Origin of the sequence: Fibrobacter sp. UWP2 (assembly GCF_900141705.1) — a bacterium.
GTDB lineage: Bacteria > Fibrobacterota > Fibrobacteria > Fibrobacterales > Fibrobacteraceae > Fibrobacter.
Genome location: NZ_FQYM01000043.1, coordinates 1 through 15356 on the forward strand (window position 1 = coordinate 1; position 15356 = coordinate 15356).

Genomic DNA, 15356 nt, shown 5'->3' on the forward strand with positions numbered 1-15356 from the left:
TGCTTGGTGTTTTTTTGCTGAACCAAATTTACAAGTTGGAGACCACCTTTTTCTTTTTGGTTGCAGAAATTTCAACTAACTTTGGGGCATCTTCCGCGTGACGGCCACACGTACCGTACGGTGCAAATAGGCGGGCAGACATGGATGGCTGAGAACCTGAACTACAAGGTCAACGACGGCGTCCAGAGCTTCTGCTTCGACGGCAAGGCCGAATACTGCTCCGTGGGCGGCCGGCTCTACACGTGGGCCGCGTCTGTCGGCCGCACGGAGGCCGAGTGCGGCGAGGGCATCTCGTGCTACCTCGATGCGTCCAAGAACGTGAACGGCGAGCTCCAGGGCGTATGCCCCGACGGCTGGCACATCCCGGTTTACAGCGAATGGATGACCCTGAAGTCCAACGCCGAAACGCTTGGGAACGCCGGCCAGGTCCTTTCCTCGCGTACCGGCTGGGGAGTGAATAGCGGCGACGACAACTTCGGCTTCGGCGCCCTGCCGACCGGACGCCGGTATTCGAACGGCGGCTATGTCTCGACTGGAGGGTTCTGGTGGTCTCTTGGCGGGTATAGTTTCTATTCCTACGGCACCTCGGCCGGCATCTCCAACAGCAATGACCGTTCCCACGGCCTGTCTGTCCGCTGCGTTGAAAACGCCAAGGCGTGCCAGACCACGCTGTGCCGCGATACCGAAGGGGAGACCTGCAACTCGTCGAATGCCGGCCGGACGATGAACGGCAAGGTGAACGCCGACAGCATATACTACTGTACCGGAAAGAGCTGGGTGCCCATGGCCAACTGGAGCTGGGATGTCCCCCTTTCCGCCCGCGTGAACCCCGACATTACCTACGGCACGCTGACAGACTCGCGTGACGGCCACACGTACCGTACGGTGCAGATAGGCGGGCAGACGTGGATGGCTGAGAACCTGAACTACAAGGTCAACGACGGCGTCCAGAGCTTCTGCTTCGACGGCAAGGCCGAATACTGCTCCGTGGGCGGCCGGCTCTACACGTGGGCCGCGTCTGTCGGCCGCACGGAGGCCGAGTGCGGCGAGGGCATCTCGTGCTACCTCGATGCGTCCAAGAACGTGAACGGCGAGCTCCAGGGCGTATGCCCCGACGGCTGGCACATCCCGGTTTACAGCGAATGGATGACCCTGAAGTCCAACGCCGAAACGCTTGGGAACGCCGGCCAGGTCCTTTCCTCGCGTACCGGCTGGGGAGTGAATAGCGGCGACGACAACTTCGGTTTCGGCGCCCTGCCGACCGGACGCCGGTATTCGAACGGCGGCTATGTCTCGACTGGAGGGTTCTGGTGGTCTCTGGGCGGGTATAGTTTCTATTCCTACGGCACCTCGGCCGGCATCTCCAACAGCAATGACCGTTCCCACGGCCTGTCGGTTCGCTGTTTAAAGAATAAAGAGTAGATGTCTTTGTTGCTATGCGTTAGGGATCGTCGCACTATGTGGCGAGACTTGCGTAGCGAGGCTCGATGAGCCGAAGGCGAGCAGAGCCCGCCCCCGTAGGGGGAACGCCCATAAGTTTTCTTATATTATGCGGTGCGATGTCTAGTTTGTTGAAAATTGTGCTGGGCCTCTCCCTTGTCTTGTTGGCGGGGTGCACGATGCGGCCACCGTCGTCGGGGGCGTTCATGTCGGCTTACCATAACCGCGACAGTATGGGCGGTTTTTTCTTCGATGCCTCGTTGACGGTGTATACGGCGTCTACGTCCGATTCGGCGATACAGGCGCCGGAAAACGAGCATAGCACCAGTGTGTGGGAAGAGATCGTTGAAACGGAATGGCCGTTCGATTTTGGCATGTCGCTCATTCGTTTCATAGATCATTTTGGATTTGGTTTTGGACTTCAGATATCTAATCCTTACATGACTCTTGGGACCGCCTTTGAGCATTTCGGCATCATGGGGTGGACGGACTGGAGGCTTATTGGTGTCTGTGATGGTAAGCCCGAATGGTTTCGGGGCGGCATAAGCGTAATGGAACAGATTTCGCCGACTCCCGCCTTGCTTGTTGGATTGTTCCAGTTTGCCTCCCGGAGCGAGGCTCTCTATACTGCAGGTGGTGGCGATCATTGGGTGCCTTATAAGGAAGATGACTCAAGCCCGATTAGTTGTTGGGATGACGATACGGACTGCTATTGGAAAAAAGAGAAGTCGGACTTTGGCGAACCCTATTATTACGGTTTTATCGAATATGGTGGCGGCACATATGTGACGTATAAGGTGAACAAATTTTTGGGGTTGGGACTAGAGCTCAGGTACAGCTACGATGTAACCTACAAGGCGAACCGCCTTGCGTTTACCTTCAATGCCTTTATGGGGTAAAATTTGCTATATTATACCCGGAAATTTTTAAAAAGGATAGATAATGTCTCTTAAGATTGTTTCTCGTAGTGTTTTAGCCGTGGTGCTTGCCGCGGGTATTGCTTCGGCCCAGCTCTTGAACTCCAAGAGCCTTGACGTAATCCGCGTCGAAAAGACGGGTATTTCTGCCGGTAAAATTGATAGCTTGGCACAGATGCTTGCTGCCCAGCAGTTCCATGGCAAGAAGGTGAACGAAGAAACCATGACCCAGGTCCGCTATGCGGTCATCGACAACCTCGTCGGCCAGGAACTCGTGAAGCTCGAATGCAAAAAGCAGGGCATCAAGGTCGCCCAGTCCAAGGTCGACAGCGTGACCAAGCTCTTTAAAAAGCAGTTCCCCAGCGAAGACGCCTTCCAGAAGGAACTGAAGAAGTCCAACACGACCATGGCGCAGTTCAAGTCCAAGATCGAGGACCAGCTCAAGAGCGAAGCCCTCCTTGAGAAGAAGGTCCCGTACCCGAAGGACCCGACAGAAAAGCAGAAGGAAGCTTTCTGGGAACTCAACAAGGGTAAGGCTCAGATCAACGACACCATCAGCGGTGCGCGCATCTACATGAGTACGAAGGGCAAGTCCAAGCAGGAAATCGAGGACGCAAAGGAAGTGCTGAAGGGCCTTGCCGCCCAGGTCCGCACCAAGAAGGCGACTTTCGCCCAGCTGGCCGCTGTTTATAGCGACGACCCCGAAGCCAAGAAGACCGGTGGCGTGATGAACAAGTTCCTCGCCAAGAGCAAGGGCGACGCCTTTGCCAAGGCTGTCGCTAAGATCAAGGTCGGCGAGATCACTGACGTGGTTGTGGAGAAGGACGGCGTTTCCATCTTTATGCTTACCGAGAAGAACGACGGCAAGTACGAGAGCTACAAGCACCAGATCGACTACATCCTCCGCGTGCAGGCCGAACAGGACCGCCAGATGCAGCTCAAGGCCTATTTGGACGGTCTTGCCAAGGTCTACAAGGTGCAGTACCTCGACAAGAAGTACACTCCGCCCCAGGCCATTGGCGGCGCTAACTAGTTCAGGTTGATTGATGGCTTTCCAGACTACACACACTGGGCTTATCGAATTGCGTACCCGCATTGACAAACTCTGGGGGTATCTTTGACTTAGAGGCAAAGACCGAAGAACTTTATGTGCTCGAGAAGGATTCCGCAGATCCCAATTTGTGGAATGACCAGGACAAGGCCCAGTCCATGATGAAAAAAATCGGGAACCTTCGTGGGTTGCTCGATTCTTGGAAAGAGGTCTCGCAGATTTGCGACGACCTGGCCGAAATGTACGAGATGAGCAAGGAAGAGGATTCCGCCGACTTGACCGCCTCCATTGAAGCGGATATTGCCGCATTGAAGGCCAGAGTCGAGGAGATGGAATTCAAGAAGATGCTGAACGGGCCGGATGATGCCTGCGCCTGCCTCATGTCCATCCATCCGGGTGCGGGCGGCACCGAGTCGCAAGACTGGGCTCTGATGCTCTTCCGCATGTATACGCATTTCTTTGAACGCGAGAACATGGACTTCAAGGTGGTGGACTTCCAGGAAGCCGAAGATGCGGGACTCAAGAGCGCCACCATCGAGGTGACCTGCGAGAATGCCTACGGGCTGCTCCGCTCCGAAATAGGCGTGCACCGCCTGGTGCGTATCAGTCCGTTCGACGCGAACGCACGCCGCCACACGAGCTTTACTGCCGTGTACCTGTACCCCGAACACGAAGACGTGGAATTCGATTTGGACATGGCTGATGTGCGCGTGGACACCTACCGCAGTAGCGGAGCCGGTGGCCAGTACATCAACAAGACGGACTCCGCCGTGCGCATGACGCACTTGCCTACAGGAATCATGGCGAGTTGCCAGACGGAACGTAGCCAGATACAGAACCGCGAGACCTGTTACAAGATGCTCAAGACGATGGTCGCCGAGCACTACCGCTTGGAAGAAGAAGCCAAGCGCGACGCCCGCATGGCCGAGAAGAAGAAGGTCGAGTGGGGTAGCCAGATCCGCAGCTACGTGCTGCAGCCCTACCAGCTGGTGAAGGACTTGCGCACCGGTGTCGAGACTTCCGACACGGCGGGCGTGCTCGACGGCAAGATCAAGCCGTTCATCAACGCCTACCTGCTGAGCACCAGCGAGGAACAGAAATAAGACGGGTAAAGACCGCTCGTTCGTCGTCTCAGGTGCGGACATCTATTAAAAAAAATGCCCCGGCCAAAGTCCGGGGCTTTTTTTATGTAATTCCGAACGTTACTTTTTCCAGACGCTAATCAGGCTCTTGTTCTTGCGGAAGGCGAGCCACAGCGTAGGCCAAATGAGCACGAGGTCGCGGATGAGGCTGGTCCATGCCTCAGCCTTGTCTTGAGCGCCTTCGAGTTCAAAGCATCCGCAGGTGATGCCGAGGTCGTTCCACAGCGCCCAGGCGAGCGCGATGATGAAGCTCACGAACATCCAGAAGATGGCGAATGCTGATTCCTTCACGAACGGCGTGAAGATCATCGCGAGCCCGAACCAGAGTTCAAATTGCGGGTAAACTAGCGCAAAGAAGTTGTTGACGAAGTCGACATGCAGCGCCGAGAAGAATTGGTACTGCGCCACGAGGGTCGCGAACTGGTGCGGGTCCTGGATCTTGAAGATGGAGGCGAAGATGAACATCCCGCCGATGCCGATGCGGCAGAGCGTCTCGAGGGCGCGGATGGCGAAGTCCTTTTGCAGTTTGTAGGCGGGCACAATGAGCCCGCAGGCGATAATCACGGCGCTGAGCCCCACATGGATGTTGTAACGGTAGGCCTTGGGCCAAATATCCATGAGCCAGTCCTGGTCGGTGAAGGTGAGGAGGCTCTCGGGGAAGCTGATTTCGGCGACGCCAACGGCCACAAAGAACGAAGCGACGAGGAGGATAACGCCCGCGACGATGGAGCGCTTGATATTCTGTTTTTCAAAGCATTCGATCATGGTCGCCCCCTAGAGAATGTCTGCCGGTTTTTCCATCACGTCTTGCGTGCCAATCCAGTCGACGGACTTGTCGTCGCTTACGCGGATGTTGTTCACGATGGCGAGAACGATGCAGAACAGGGCGATGCCGAGCAGGACGGGCCAGTTCAGCGTCTTTAGGTAGGCGAGAACGGCGTCAAAAAACTTTAGGAATTTTTGTTTCATGGTTCTTAATATACAAATCTAGTTCTTGAAGGTCCAAACGATGCCGTATGAGAAGCGGAGTCCTTCGGGCGTGTAGCCCGAAGCCGGCATGTAAATGCTGTGGTTGAAGTTCTCGATGCGGTTGTACAGCTCGAAACTCAAAATCTGCATGCGGGCTTCGAAGTCGAGTGCCAGGTAGTGGCGCATCTCTTCGAGCTCGGGGAGTCCGTCCTCGTTGATGGTGCAGTCGTAGCGGTTGTCAAACCACTGCCAGTCCACGCGGACACTTACACCCAGGCGGTTGCGCACAAAGCGGTTTTGCCAGTGGATGCTGCCCTTGTAGTACAGTTCCGGAGTGTCGATGAGTTTTTCACTGGCGTCGCGGTCCAAAACCTGCCCGCGTTCGAGGTAGAACTTCCAGTTGCCCAGGCGGAACCCCAGCTGGAAAAGCCAGTCGTAGGTCTCGGCTTCGCTCACGTTGGTCCACTGGAATGCCTGCTCCACCGATTCAAGGCCGTGGCCCTTGACCCAGCGCTGCTTAATGAGGTCGTCGGCGTCTTCGTGGCGGATGCCGAGTCCGTAGAACACTTCGCGGGAGTACCAGCCGATGTTTGCGGTATGGCGGTCGCGGACTTCGGTCTTGAGGTCCTTGCGGGCAAAGCTCATGCGGCCTGTGTCGTTGAATTTTTGTTGCCACACGTCGGGGAACTTGTTGTCGTGACGGAGGGTGGCGTTAAAGCGGAAGTGGAACGGCAAAAGCAGCGTGAGGTCGGCGGAGTACGCCTTGGCGTAGTCGACCTCGTCGTAGAGAGAACTGTTGCGCTGCATGCCGATTTGCGTGCGGAAAAGGACAATCCCGAGCGTGTCGGCCAGCTGGAGGTAGCCCACTTCGCGGTCCTGCTCGTATTCCTTGGAGTATTCGTCTGCCTTGTCGTAATTGAAGGTGTTGCCGGTATTCAGGAACTCGTATTCGAATTTGAGCGTGGGGTTGAGCAGCGAGGCGTAACTCATGTTGAAGTCGCCCAAGAACGTTTCGTAGGTGTAGGCGTGCGTCGTGTCGTAATAGAGCGTGTCGGTGTGCTCGATCTCGAGCGAATCCACGTAGGTCTTGGTGCCGCTCATGACGTTGCCCATGGAGTCGAGCACGATGTCGTGCGTGCCGTAGTGGAAGCTGGTACCGACGGTGAAGCGCTTGACGGGGTAGAATTCAACGCCTGCGCCGTAGGTGACCGCCTCCACGTCGATGGTGTAGGGGTCTGTTTGAAAATAGCGCTTGGACTTGTCGAGGGTGTCGAGAATAACCTTGTGGCTTGTGTTGTCGGCGTTCTCGAGGCTTAAGAAGTTGATTTTGGCGAATGCTTTGCCGAACCCGAATCGCCAGGTGAGCATTGGTTGGATGTGCATGCTGTTGACGGCGATGTTCCTGCCCGAGAACGGGATGCTGCTGGAGTCGCGGCCCAGCGAGAAGTATGGCGAGTGGGTCACGTTCTGGTATTCGTATTCCTTGCTGTCTTTGTTCGATCGGCTCTGTACGCCAAAGTCGAACATCACCGAATCGGTGACGAGCCTGCGGAAGTCGAGGCGGAGGGCGTTGCCCATGAAGGTGGAACGCTCCCATGAGAGGTCGGTGATGGGGGTGTCGAGGAGGGCGCCGTGGCGTTCCTCAAAGAGAATGCCGTTCTCGCCGTTGAGCGAGAGCGCCGTGGCATCGTAGCCTAGGCGTGTGGTGTAGAGTCCCGAAAGCTTGCTGGGGTAGCGGGTCGAAACGCTGCCGATGCCCATGGAGAACGGGTCCAGTTCCGGATTCCCAAGAATGGAAGTGCCCAGCACCCACTCGGACTTTTGACCCGACACGTCGTAGGTGCGCTGCATGAGTTCGCGGTGCTGGATTGCCCAGCGGCCGGCGTCGTTCTCGCGGACGGCGGGGTCGATGCCGTCGGGGGCGTCCCAGGCGGAGTCCTGCGGGGCGGGAATATGGTATTGCTTGGGCTGCATGGGTTGCGCCCCGGCAGCGACGGCCAGGACTGCGGCTGTGCAAACAAGAAACTTTATGACGGTATGCAACGACATGCTTAGAACCATTCGGCGCGGGATTTTTCGCGGCGTTCGCGGAGCGCCTGCACCACGGTGTAGGGCATCTTCATGCAGTTGGGTGTGTAGGGGCTCCCTTCGGTGTGGAAGTCGGAGCCTCCGGTGCCGACCAGCCCGTACTTTTGGGCCATGTCCTTGTACTTGCGCCCCACGGCGCCCTTTTGTGCCGGGCTGTAAACTTCAATGCCCTGGATGCCCCATTCGACCATGTTCTCGATGAACTCGTCGCTGAGCCCCGACTTGTAGGGGTGGGCGAGGACCGCGATTCCGCCCGCGTTTTCGATGAGGCGGATGGTCTCTTGCGGGTTGAGCCCCTTCTTTTCGACAAAAGCGATGCAGCCGTCGCCCAGGTACTTGGTGAAGGCCTCGGCGAAGTTGCCGATGTACTCCTCGTCCACAAGCGTCATGGCGATGTGAGGTCGGCCAATGACCTTGCCCTTGCAGTACGAATGGACCTTCTCGTAGGTGATGTCAATGCCGAGGGCGTTCAGTTTTTTGATAATCGCCTTGGCGCGGGCGATTCTCTGCTTGGCGAAGTCCTCGAGTTCCATGTTGAGGGCGAGGTTCGTGGGGTCGCAGAAGTAACCCAGGATGTGGATGTCCTTGCCCTGCCAAACGGCAGAAATCTCGATGCCCGGGATGATTTCGAGTCCGATTTCTTTGGCGGGTTCCGCAGCCAGCTTGTAACTGTCGAGGTTGTCGTGGTCGGTAATCGAGATGCAGCGGAGCCCCTTGCGCTTGCAAAGAGTCAGTAGTTCCTCGACCGAGAGCGTACCATCGGAAAGGCGGGTGTGCAAGTGCAAGTCCGCGTAGCCGCCTTTTTCGGTGATGATGGTAGATCCCTTGTACACTGTCTAAAATCCGTAATACTGCATGAGGAGCTGCGCCGGCGAAGAGTTTTCGGGGCGGAGGCTCAGGTTAAGGAACGGGTACAGGTCTTCGCAGTTGAAGCCGATGCGGCACCCGGCACCGCATTTTTTGGCGAGGTAGAGCCTGGGGAGGAACGGTTTGCCGAGGTAAATGCATACCGTGGGATTGAATTCCGTGATTTTGTCTTCGATTTCTTGAAAGACGGGTTCCCCATAGCGGCACTCCAGGTCACTGTAATAGATGGCCTTGGCTCGCTTGGCCGATATGAGGGCGTGCAGGCTCTCGTGCGCGATGAGCAAAACGTTTTGGAACCATGCTTGGGGCATGGCGTGCATAAATGAGGAGGAGGTTTCCATGTCGCGAGCCAGGAACACCAGCGTTTTGGGGTTCTCCTTGAGCACGGCAGGGAAGTTGAATGCACCGGACTCTTCGCCGGCCTGTTGCAGGAACCAGCGGGAGAGCGATTGCTGGCTCGCAAAGCGCTTGAAAAAGTACTTGAGTCGATTTGTAAAATACGGTGACGGTTTCAATTTCGTTCCCTAACAGTTTCTACAAAATATACTAATTTAGCGCCCATGGCGAAGACAAAATTCTATGCGATGAAGGGCCCGAACAGGGATAAGATTGTGGACAACTGGCCGGAATGCGAACGGCTGGTGAAGGGCGTGCCCGGAATCCGTTACAAGTCGTTTGCCACGAGGGAAGAGGCCGAAGCTTGGATGCGCGGCGAGGAGCCCGAGGTAAAAAACGGCATCCGCATTTACGTGGATGGATCGTTTACGCCGACATTTGCCAAGGCGGGATGGTCTTTTGTGGTGACCGAGGGTGACAAGGAACTTGCCCGCGGCTTTGGTATCACGGCATTTGATGCCGAGAGCAGGAATATTGACGGCGAAGTCATGGCGAGTTACCAGGCCATGAAGTGGCTTGACGCCAACGACAAGATTGGCACGATTTGCCACGACTACGAGGGCATTGCCCGTTGGGCGCGCGGCGAGTGGAAAGCCAAAAGCAGCATTGCCACACAGTACGTGAACGCTATTAAGCCTTATTTGCACCGGGTGAGTTTTGAGAAGGTGGCTGCCCATACGGGTGTTAAGTGGAATGAACTCGCCGACGAACTCGCCAAGACGGCAATCACGCGCGCAAAGGACGCGCAGGAAGCCGCCAAGAACGGCGCGAAGGTCGAGAAGATTTTGTCTGCCGCCGAAAAGGCGAGCGAAAAATACGAAGACTAGGGCCTACTTGCTCTCGTGCTTGCTTAGGCAGTGGAGGCTTCCGCCTTCTTCAATTACAGTGCGGCAGTCGATGCCAATGACTTTGCGCTTGGGGTACACGCTCTCGAAGTACTTTTGGGCGACCTTGTCGTTGACACACTTGTATTTAGGATAAATTAACCCGCCGTTCACATAGATGAAGTTCATGTAGCTGGCAGGCAGAATCTGCCCGTCGTCGAGCGTGCGCTGCGGTGGGAGTGGCAGGGTGTCGACCTTGGCTTTTTTACCGTAGTGCGCCTTGAGGAAGGTCTCGATGAGGTAGCGGTTTTGGGCGAGGGTTTCGCGGTTCTTGCTTCGCGGACTTTCTTCCCAGGCCATGACCACGCGGTCTTTGGCCACAAAGCGGGCAACGTTGTCGATGTGTCCGTCGGTATGGTCGCCGTTGAGCCCGCGAGGGAGTACCAGAATGCTCCTGAGGCCAAAGGCCCCGCAAAGCGCCTTGATGACCTTGCTCAAATCCTTGGGCGCGTTGCGGTGATTGCCCACGAGGCAATCGAGCGTGGTCATGCCGAGTCCGTCTCCGTTGACTTCGATGGCGCCACCTTCAAAAATGTAGGGGATGCTCTTGCTTATTTTGTATTCAAAAATCTCGGCGAGGCGCTCGGGAATCTGGTTGTCGTTTTTCCACGGCGGGAACTTGGCGCCCCAGGCGTTGAATTGCGTCTGGGCAATCACGGTTTTTTCGCCCTGCTTGAGGAAAAACGGACCGTAGTCGCGAATCCAAATGTCGTCGGTCTTTATGTTGTAAAAACTGGCGGGGAAGGGCCGGTCGGCCATGGCGCATTTTTCGTTGTAAGTGAGGTAGTTCTTGTTTGGGACCAGCACGTTCACCGGCTGGAATTCGCTGATGGTGCGGATCAAATCCACATAGAACCAGCGGATTTTTTCACCGCGCTCGCCGTACCAGTTCTTTTTGTTGTGGGGGAAGGCGAGCCATGTGGCCTCTTGCTTTTCCCATTCGGCGGGGTAACGAACTTCATTCTTTGCCATGTTAATCAGCCCAGATTTTCAAGATGTCTTTGTACAGGTCTACGCGGCGGTCACGGAAATGCGGCCACCAGCGGCGATTCTCCTCGGTCTCGGCGAGGTCGAGTTCCACAAAGGAGGCGCCAGTAAAGTCGGTACCGCACTGGCTCAGTACATAGCCGTCGGGGGCGGCGGCAAAGCTCGTGCCCCAAAAAGTGAGGTGTCCTTCGGTTCCGCAGCGGTTGGCGGCGACCACAAAAGTGCGGTTCGCAATGGCGTGACCGCGCATCACGGTGGTCCAGCTCTCTTGTTGGCGCGGGTAGATTTCCTGGGGCTCCGAATCCATCCATCCGATGGCCGTGGGGTAAATGAGCACGTCGGCTCCTTTGAGGCTCATGATGCGGGCGGCTTCGGGGAACCACTGGTCCCAGCAAATGAGCACGCCCAGCGTGCCGGCGCTTGTTTTGATGGGTTCGAACCCGGTGTCGCCCGGGATAAAGTAGTACTTCTCGTAAAAAGCGGGGTCATCGGGAATGTGGCTCTTGCGGTAGAGCCCGGCGATGCTTCCGTCGCGTTCAAAAACGAATGCCGAGTTGTGGTAAATGCCGCGGGCGCGTTTTTCAAAGAAGGGAAACACCACGACCGCGTTCAACTTTTTGGCAATCGCCTGCCATTCGCCCACAATCGGGGCGTCCTTCTCAATGGCTAGGTCAAAAAAGTCGGCGTTCTCTTCGAACGGGAAGTAGGGTGTGTGGAAGAGTTCGGGTAAAATGACCAGGTCCACGTCCTTGCCCTCGAGGGCGAGCGCTTGGGCTTTGTACCAGGCGTTGTTCGTGTCAAAATCGCCGGTCCACTTACCCTGCAGGGTGCATACTTTGATTTTCTTCATAGTTCAAAATTTAGAAAAACATTGAAAAAAAACAAATTTGTTCTATATTTGCAATGCAAAAAAACAAGAAAGGGAAAGAAAATGAAGAGATTTTTGCTTTTGTCGTTGTGCTTGGCTGTTTCAGTTGCTACTGCTGCCGAACGTTACAAAGACAGGATGTTCAGTGTCGAGAAGAGTAGTGACGTGGTTTTTGCCAAGAATGTGCCGCATTTGAGCGAATACCATATGATTACCAATACGCTTTTGGCTTACCAGATGCTGAAAGGGGATGCTACGGTCGCTTATTTTTATACCGACGAAGGCGAGGTGACGGCAAAGGATTTGCTGATGGACCTCTACATGCCCAAGGGCGATACCGAGACGGACCGTGCTGCGGTGATTGTGTCTCACGGTGGCGCCATGGTGGCGGGTTCCAAGGACGACTATGCCCAGCATACCGTGAACTACTGCGATTCCCTGGCGGCGCGCGGTTATGTGACGGCTTCTATTGAGTATCGTTTGGGTGTGACGCTCACGGGCGAAAACTACCAGTTGCACATCGATAGCGTTGATTTTGCACGCGCTGTTTACCGCGGAGTGCAGGACGTGCGTGCGGCGGTCCGCTATTTCCGTGCCAACGCCAAAAAGCTCGGCATCAACCCGAACCGCATTTACCTGGTCGGCAACAGCGCCGGCGCCATCTTGAGTCTCGAGAACCTCTATGCCCGTAGCCGCAGTGACTTCCCGAGCTACATCGACAAACAGCCTTTGCTGGGCGGGCTTGACGATTACGGCGAAAAGGCTAGTTACGCCAATGCCAACGCGGTGGCCGCTCTCTGGGGGGCAGTGCACAATATCGACATGATTGGCGACAACGATACCCCGGTTCTGCTCATTCACGGCACTGCCGACGAGACTGTCTACTTTAAAGCGGGTCGCCCGCTCAGCAACGTGGCGCACGTGCTCGAAAACATCATCCCCTCGGAATTGGGGGCGACGGCGGCCTCCTATACGTTGGACCTCAAGGCCCCTACGCTCTATGGCAGTTACGTGATTGACTCCGTGCTTACCAAGAAGGGCGTTGCCCACGAGACATACTTTGTCGAGGGGGCGGAACATGAATTCTATGACGAAGGCGATTACACCGCCACGGTCCAAAAGAAAGTCTTTGATTTTTTGTACAACTTAACGCAAAAGCCGGCGGGCATCAAGCCTGTGGTCTTGGCGAAGGCGAGCCGAGTCCGTATGGGCGAGGGCAACCTGAGCTTTACCGTGGATAGCGATAGCCCGCTTTCTTACCGCGTGATTGACCTTCGTGGTCGCGCAGTGCTGAACGGCCTTGCCTCCAAGGGCGAAGTAGTCGACCTCTCGAACCTGGGCAAGGGCGTGTTTGTGCTCCAGGTGAGGGGCGAACGGGCTGTCCGCTTTGGAATTGCCCGCTAAGTGGCGCCTTTTCGTAAAAGGCCGGGATCTCATCTCGGCTTTTTTTATTATTTTGATGTATAGGTTTACGGGTTACTGGAGGCAAGATGAAAAAAATCTCGCATTTTTTTAGTGTTTGCGCTTTGGGCCTGTGCCTAGCGGCTTCGTTTGTCGCCTGTGGCGACGATGACGACGATTTTGGCGTCCGCAAAAAGGAGGACGCCCTCGATATTGAGGATTCAACCGATATCGGCAATTCCAGCGGGAAGCAGAACGGCTCGTCCAGTTCCGGCAAACAGGATTCTACCGGGTCCTCGTCTTCCAAGGGCAAGTCCAGCAGCTCGTATGTCGACACGCATTACTCGGCCATCTCCCTTATTGACCCCAAGGTGCCACAGGACAGTGTCGGCTCGTACGTGGATTCCCGTGACGAGCAAAAGTACGGCACGCTCCGAGTGGGCCCCTACATTTGGATGACGAGCAACCTTGCGAACAAGACTCAGGGCTTGGGCAATGTTTGCTACGACAACAACGATTCCCTGTGCCAAAAGAACGGACGTCTGTACTTCCCGAACGGCGGTTCCGCTTGCCCCGGCAAGTTTCGCGCCCCCACGCGTTCCGAATGGAAGTATGTGATGGACAACAAGAACGTTCCGCTGGTGTACTCGGGCTCCTGCAAAATGGAGGAATCCCTGGTATGTTCCGGGATGGGCACGGAGGCGTACTACCTGACCCGGGACGACTTCGTATACACCATTTTGGGCGAATCCGGGACAACCCTTTTCAAGAAGGCGAACACTTACGGCTACTATTCGCAGCGCTGCATGGCGTTCACCTATATTGTGCATACCAAGAGCGACTTGCCCACATGTGATTCCTCTTTTGCCGATGTAGACAACTCTTTTTACGTGGCGAACATGGACTCTGCCTACATTTGCTACAAGGGCAAGTGGAGCCTGTCTAGTTACAAGCGTTGCGGTAACGTGGTCGATACGACCTTGTTGTACACCTATAGCGATTCCGTATACATATGCAAGGGCGGGTACTGGAATCGCGCGACAATCTTCGATACCGACGAGAAATGCGACAGCACCCGTTTGAACGTGGTGGTCAACTATAATGACGTGATGTACGCTTGCCTCGCTACTGGCTGGGAAAAACTTACGTATCCCTCGACGGAACTGGGTCTCTGTATCCCGTCTGTTAGGGGCAAAATGGATTCGACCTCCTCGGGGAACAGTTATGTATGCGACTCCACGGGGTGGCGTACTGCAGGCATGACCGATTATATTGGCAACTGCGATTCGACCCGATGGTTCGAGGTGGCCAAGTACTCGGGGACCGACTACGTGTGTCGTAGCTCGAACAGCTGGACTTCAATGACTTCAAACGAAAAGACGATGGGCGTGTGCTCCCCGAAGTTAAAGGATTCTGTTGCGGTAGTTGTTTCGGGCTATTATTATTCTCATACGCCGTACAAATGCAATGGTTCCGCCTGGGTTGAATTGGACCGCAACGCGTATCTGGACTCTTGCACGGCCGAGAGGAAGGGAGAAATAATCAGGTATTCGTCTACAGATTATATCTGCAAAAATGGTTCCTGGTCTACAGCCACAAGGACGGATTCCCTCGGTGTTTGCGACAGCACCACTGCGGGAACGTTTAAAACCCATGGTGGCAAGGATTATATCTGCAAAAATGGTTCCTGGTCTACGGCTACAAGGACGGATTCCCTCGGTGTTTGCGACAACACCAATGCGGGAACGCTTAAAACGCTGGGTGGTATAGAATACGTGTGCAAGAACAAGTCTTGGGCCAAGGCGACGGATGCGGACCGCCTAGGAAAATGCGATTCCTCTTTGATTGAAACCGTTAAGGAGCTGAACGACGTGGAATACATGTGTCGCGGTTCCAGCTGGACTGCCAAGGACAGCTTGGAAAAGAAGTTCGGTTTTTGCAGCGAAAAACGCAATGGCGACACCGCCATGGTGGATACGACCATTTACGAATGCATGAGGAATACTTCGAGGGTGCTCAAGTGGCAGGTGGTCGACAAAGTGATTGCAGAGCTGGGAAAATGCACGACTACGCAAGCCCGCAAGGTGATTGCTAGCGACGGTGCGACCTATTCCTGCTCCAACGGCGTATGGCATAAATTGACCATTGAAGAAATGTACGGCCGTTGCACTTTCTATACGGAGTATAAAGAGGTTGTTTACATGAAGAGGCTCTTTGTTTGCGACTCCAGCATACGTTGGGCCAACAGCGAGGAAGATGCCCCAAAGTTAGTTGAAATTTCTGCAACCAAAAAGAAAAAGGTGGTCTCCAACTTGTAAATTTGGTTCAGCAAAAAAACACCAAGCA

The 15356-nt window shown here is 55.3% G+C and carries 14 protein-coding genes; 7 read left to right on the plus strand and 7 right to left on the minus strand.

Annotated elements, in window-relative coordinates; all coding sequences use genetic code 11:
* Positions 1 to 81 precede the first annotated feature (81 nt).
* The 4 genes from BUB55_RS12910 to prfB all read left to right on the plus strand — a co-directional run bounded on the left by BUB55_RS12910 (position 82) and on the right by prfB (position 4511).
* The gene (locus BUB55_RS12910) at positions 82 to 1422 is read left to right on the plus strand and encodes an FISUMP domain-containing protein (protein ID WP_073192135.1); all 1341 of its coding nucleotides are present in this window, start codon (positions 82 to 84) and stop codon (positions 1420 to 1422) included.
* A 197-nt stretch (positions 1423 to 1619) separates the two neighbouring features.
* Positions 1620 to 2339, plus strand: a complete 720-nt coding sequence (locus BUB55_RS12920) for a hypothetical protein (RefSeq protein WP_143153071.1) — start codon at positions 1620 to 1622, stop codon at positions 2337 to 2339.
* Positions 2340 to 2382: 43 nt separating this feature from the next.
* Positions 2383 to 3390: a peptidylprolyl isomerase gene (locus BUB55_RS12925; protein ID WP_073192142.1), complete on the plus strand. Its 1008-nt coding sequence runs from the start codon at positions 2383 to 2385 to the stop codon at positions 3388 to 3390.
* A 13-nt stretch (positions 3391 to 3403) separates the two neighbouring features.
* Positions 3404 to 4511 (plus strand): peptide chain release factor 2 gene (prfB, locus tag BUB55_RS12930; protein ID WP_143153072.1). Its coding sequence is split into 2 segments (ribosomal slippage): positions 3404 to 3475 and positions 3477 to 4511, totalling 1107 coding nucleotides; the frame shifts between segments, so codons are not numbered across the junction.
* Positions 4512 to 4610: 99 nt separating this feature from the next.
* Here the strand turns inward: prfB and BUB55_RS12935 are convergent.
* The 5 genes from BUB55_RS12935 to BUB55_RS12955 are packed head-to-tail and all read right to left on the minus strand — an operon-like array spanning position 4611 to position 8989.
* On the minus strand, positions 4611 to 5315 hold the full coding sequence (locus BUB55_RS12935; RefSeq protein WP_073192146.1) for a MauE/DoxX family redox-associated membrane protein: 705 nt from the start codon (positions 5313 to 5315) through the stop codon (positions 4611 to 4613).
* A 9-nt stretch (positions 5316 to 5324) separates the two neighbouring features.
* Positions 5325 to 5519 (minus strand): hypothetical protein, encoded by a 195-nt coding sequence (locus BUB55_RS12940; protein ID WP_073192149.1) that lies wholly within the window; start codon positions 5517 to 5519, stop codon positions 5325 to 5327.
* An 18-nt stretch (positions 5520 to 5537) separates the two neighbouring features.
* Positions 5538 to 7568 (minus strand): hypothetical protein, encoded by a 2031-nt coding sequence (locus BUB55_RS12945; RefSeq protein ID WP_143153073.1) that lies wholly within the window; start codon positions 7566 to 7568, stop codon positions 5538 to 5540.
* A gap of 2 nt (positions 7569 to 7570) precedes the next feature.
* Positions 7571 to 8440: a PHP domain-containing protein gene (locus tag BUB55_RS12950; protein ID WP_073192153.1), complete on the minus strand. Its 870-nt coding sequence runs from the start codon at positions 8438 to 8440 to the stop codon at positions 7571 to 7573.
* 3 nt (positions 8441 to 8443) lie between these two features.
* A complete protein-coding gene (locus tag BUB55_RS12955; protein ID WP_073192155.1) occupies positions 8444 to 8989 on the minus strand; it encodes a hypothetical protein in 546 nt (181 codons plus the stop codon).
* A gap of 45 nt (positions 8990 to 9034) precedes the next feature.
* On the opposite strand from BUB55_RS12955, the gene BUB55_RS12960 reads away from it, so the two are divergent.
* Positions 9035 to 9697 carry a ribonuclease H1 domain-containing protein gene (locus BUB55_RS12960; protein ID WP_073192158.1) on the plus strand — a complete coding sequence of 221 codons (663 nt, stop codon included), beginning with the start codon at positions 9035 to 9037 and terminating at the stop codon, positions 9695 to 9697.
* A 3-nt stretch (positions 9698 to 9700) separates the two neighbouring features.
* Here the strand turns inward: BUB55_RS12960 and BUB55_RS12965 are convergent, their stop codons facing one another.
* Entirely contained in the window at positions 9701 to 10726 is a 1026-nt protein-coding gene (locus BUB55_RS12965) for an agmatine deiminase family protein (protein ID WP_073192160.1), read from the minus strand.
* 1 nt (position 10727) lies between these two features.
* A complete protein-coding gene (locus tag BUB55_RS12970; RefSeq protein ID WP_073192162.1) occupies positions 10728 to 11591 on the minus strand; it encodes a carbon-nitrogen hydrolase in 864 nt (287 codons plus the stop codon).
* 81 nt (positions 11592 to 11672) lie between these two features.
* Between BUB55_RS12970 and BUB55_RS12975 the strand changes: the two genes are divergently transcribed.
* Both BUB55_RS12975 and BUB55_RS12980 read left to right on the plus strand, forming a co-directional pair.
* The gene (locus BUB55_RS12975; protein WP_073192165.1) at positions 11673 to 13013 is read left to right on the plus strand and encodes a carboxylesterase family protein; all 1341 of its coding nucleotides are present in this window, start codon (positions 11673 to 11675) and stop codon (positions 13011 to 13013) included.
* 86 nt (positions 13014 to 13099) lie between these two features.
* A complete protein-coding gene (locus tag BUB55_RS12980; RefSeq protein ID WP_083597028.1) occupies positions 13100 to 15328 on the plus strand; it encodes an FISUMP domain-containing protein in 2229 nt (742 codons plus the stop codon).
* The last annotated feature ends 28 nt before the right edge of the window (positions 15329 to 15356 follow it).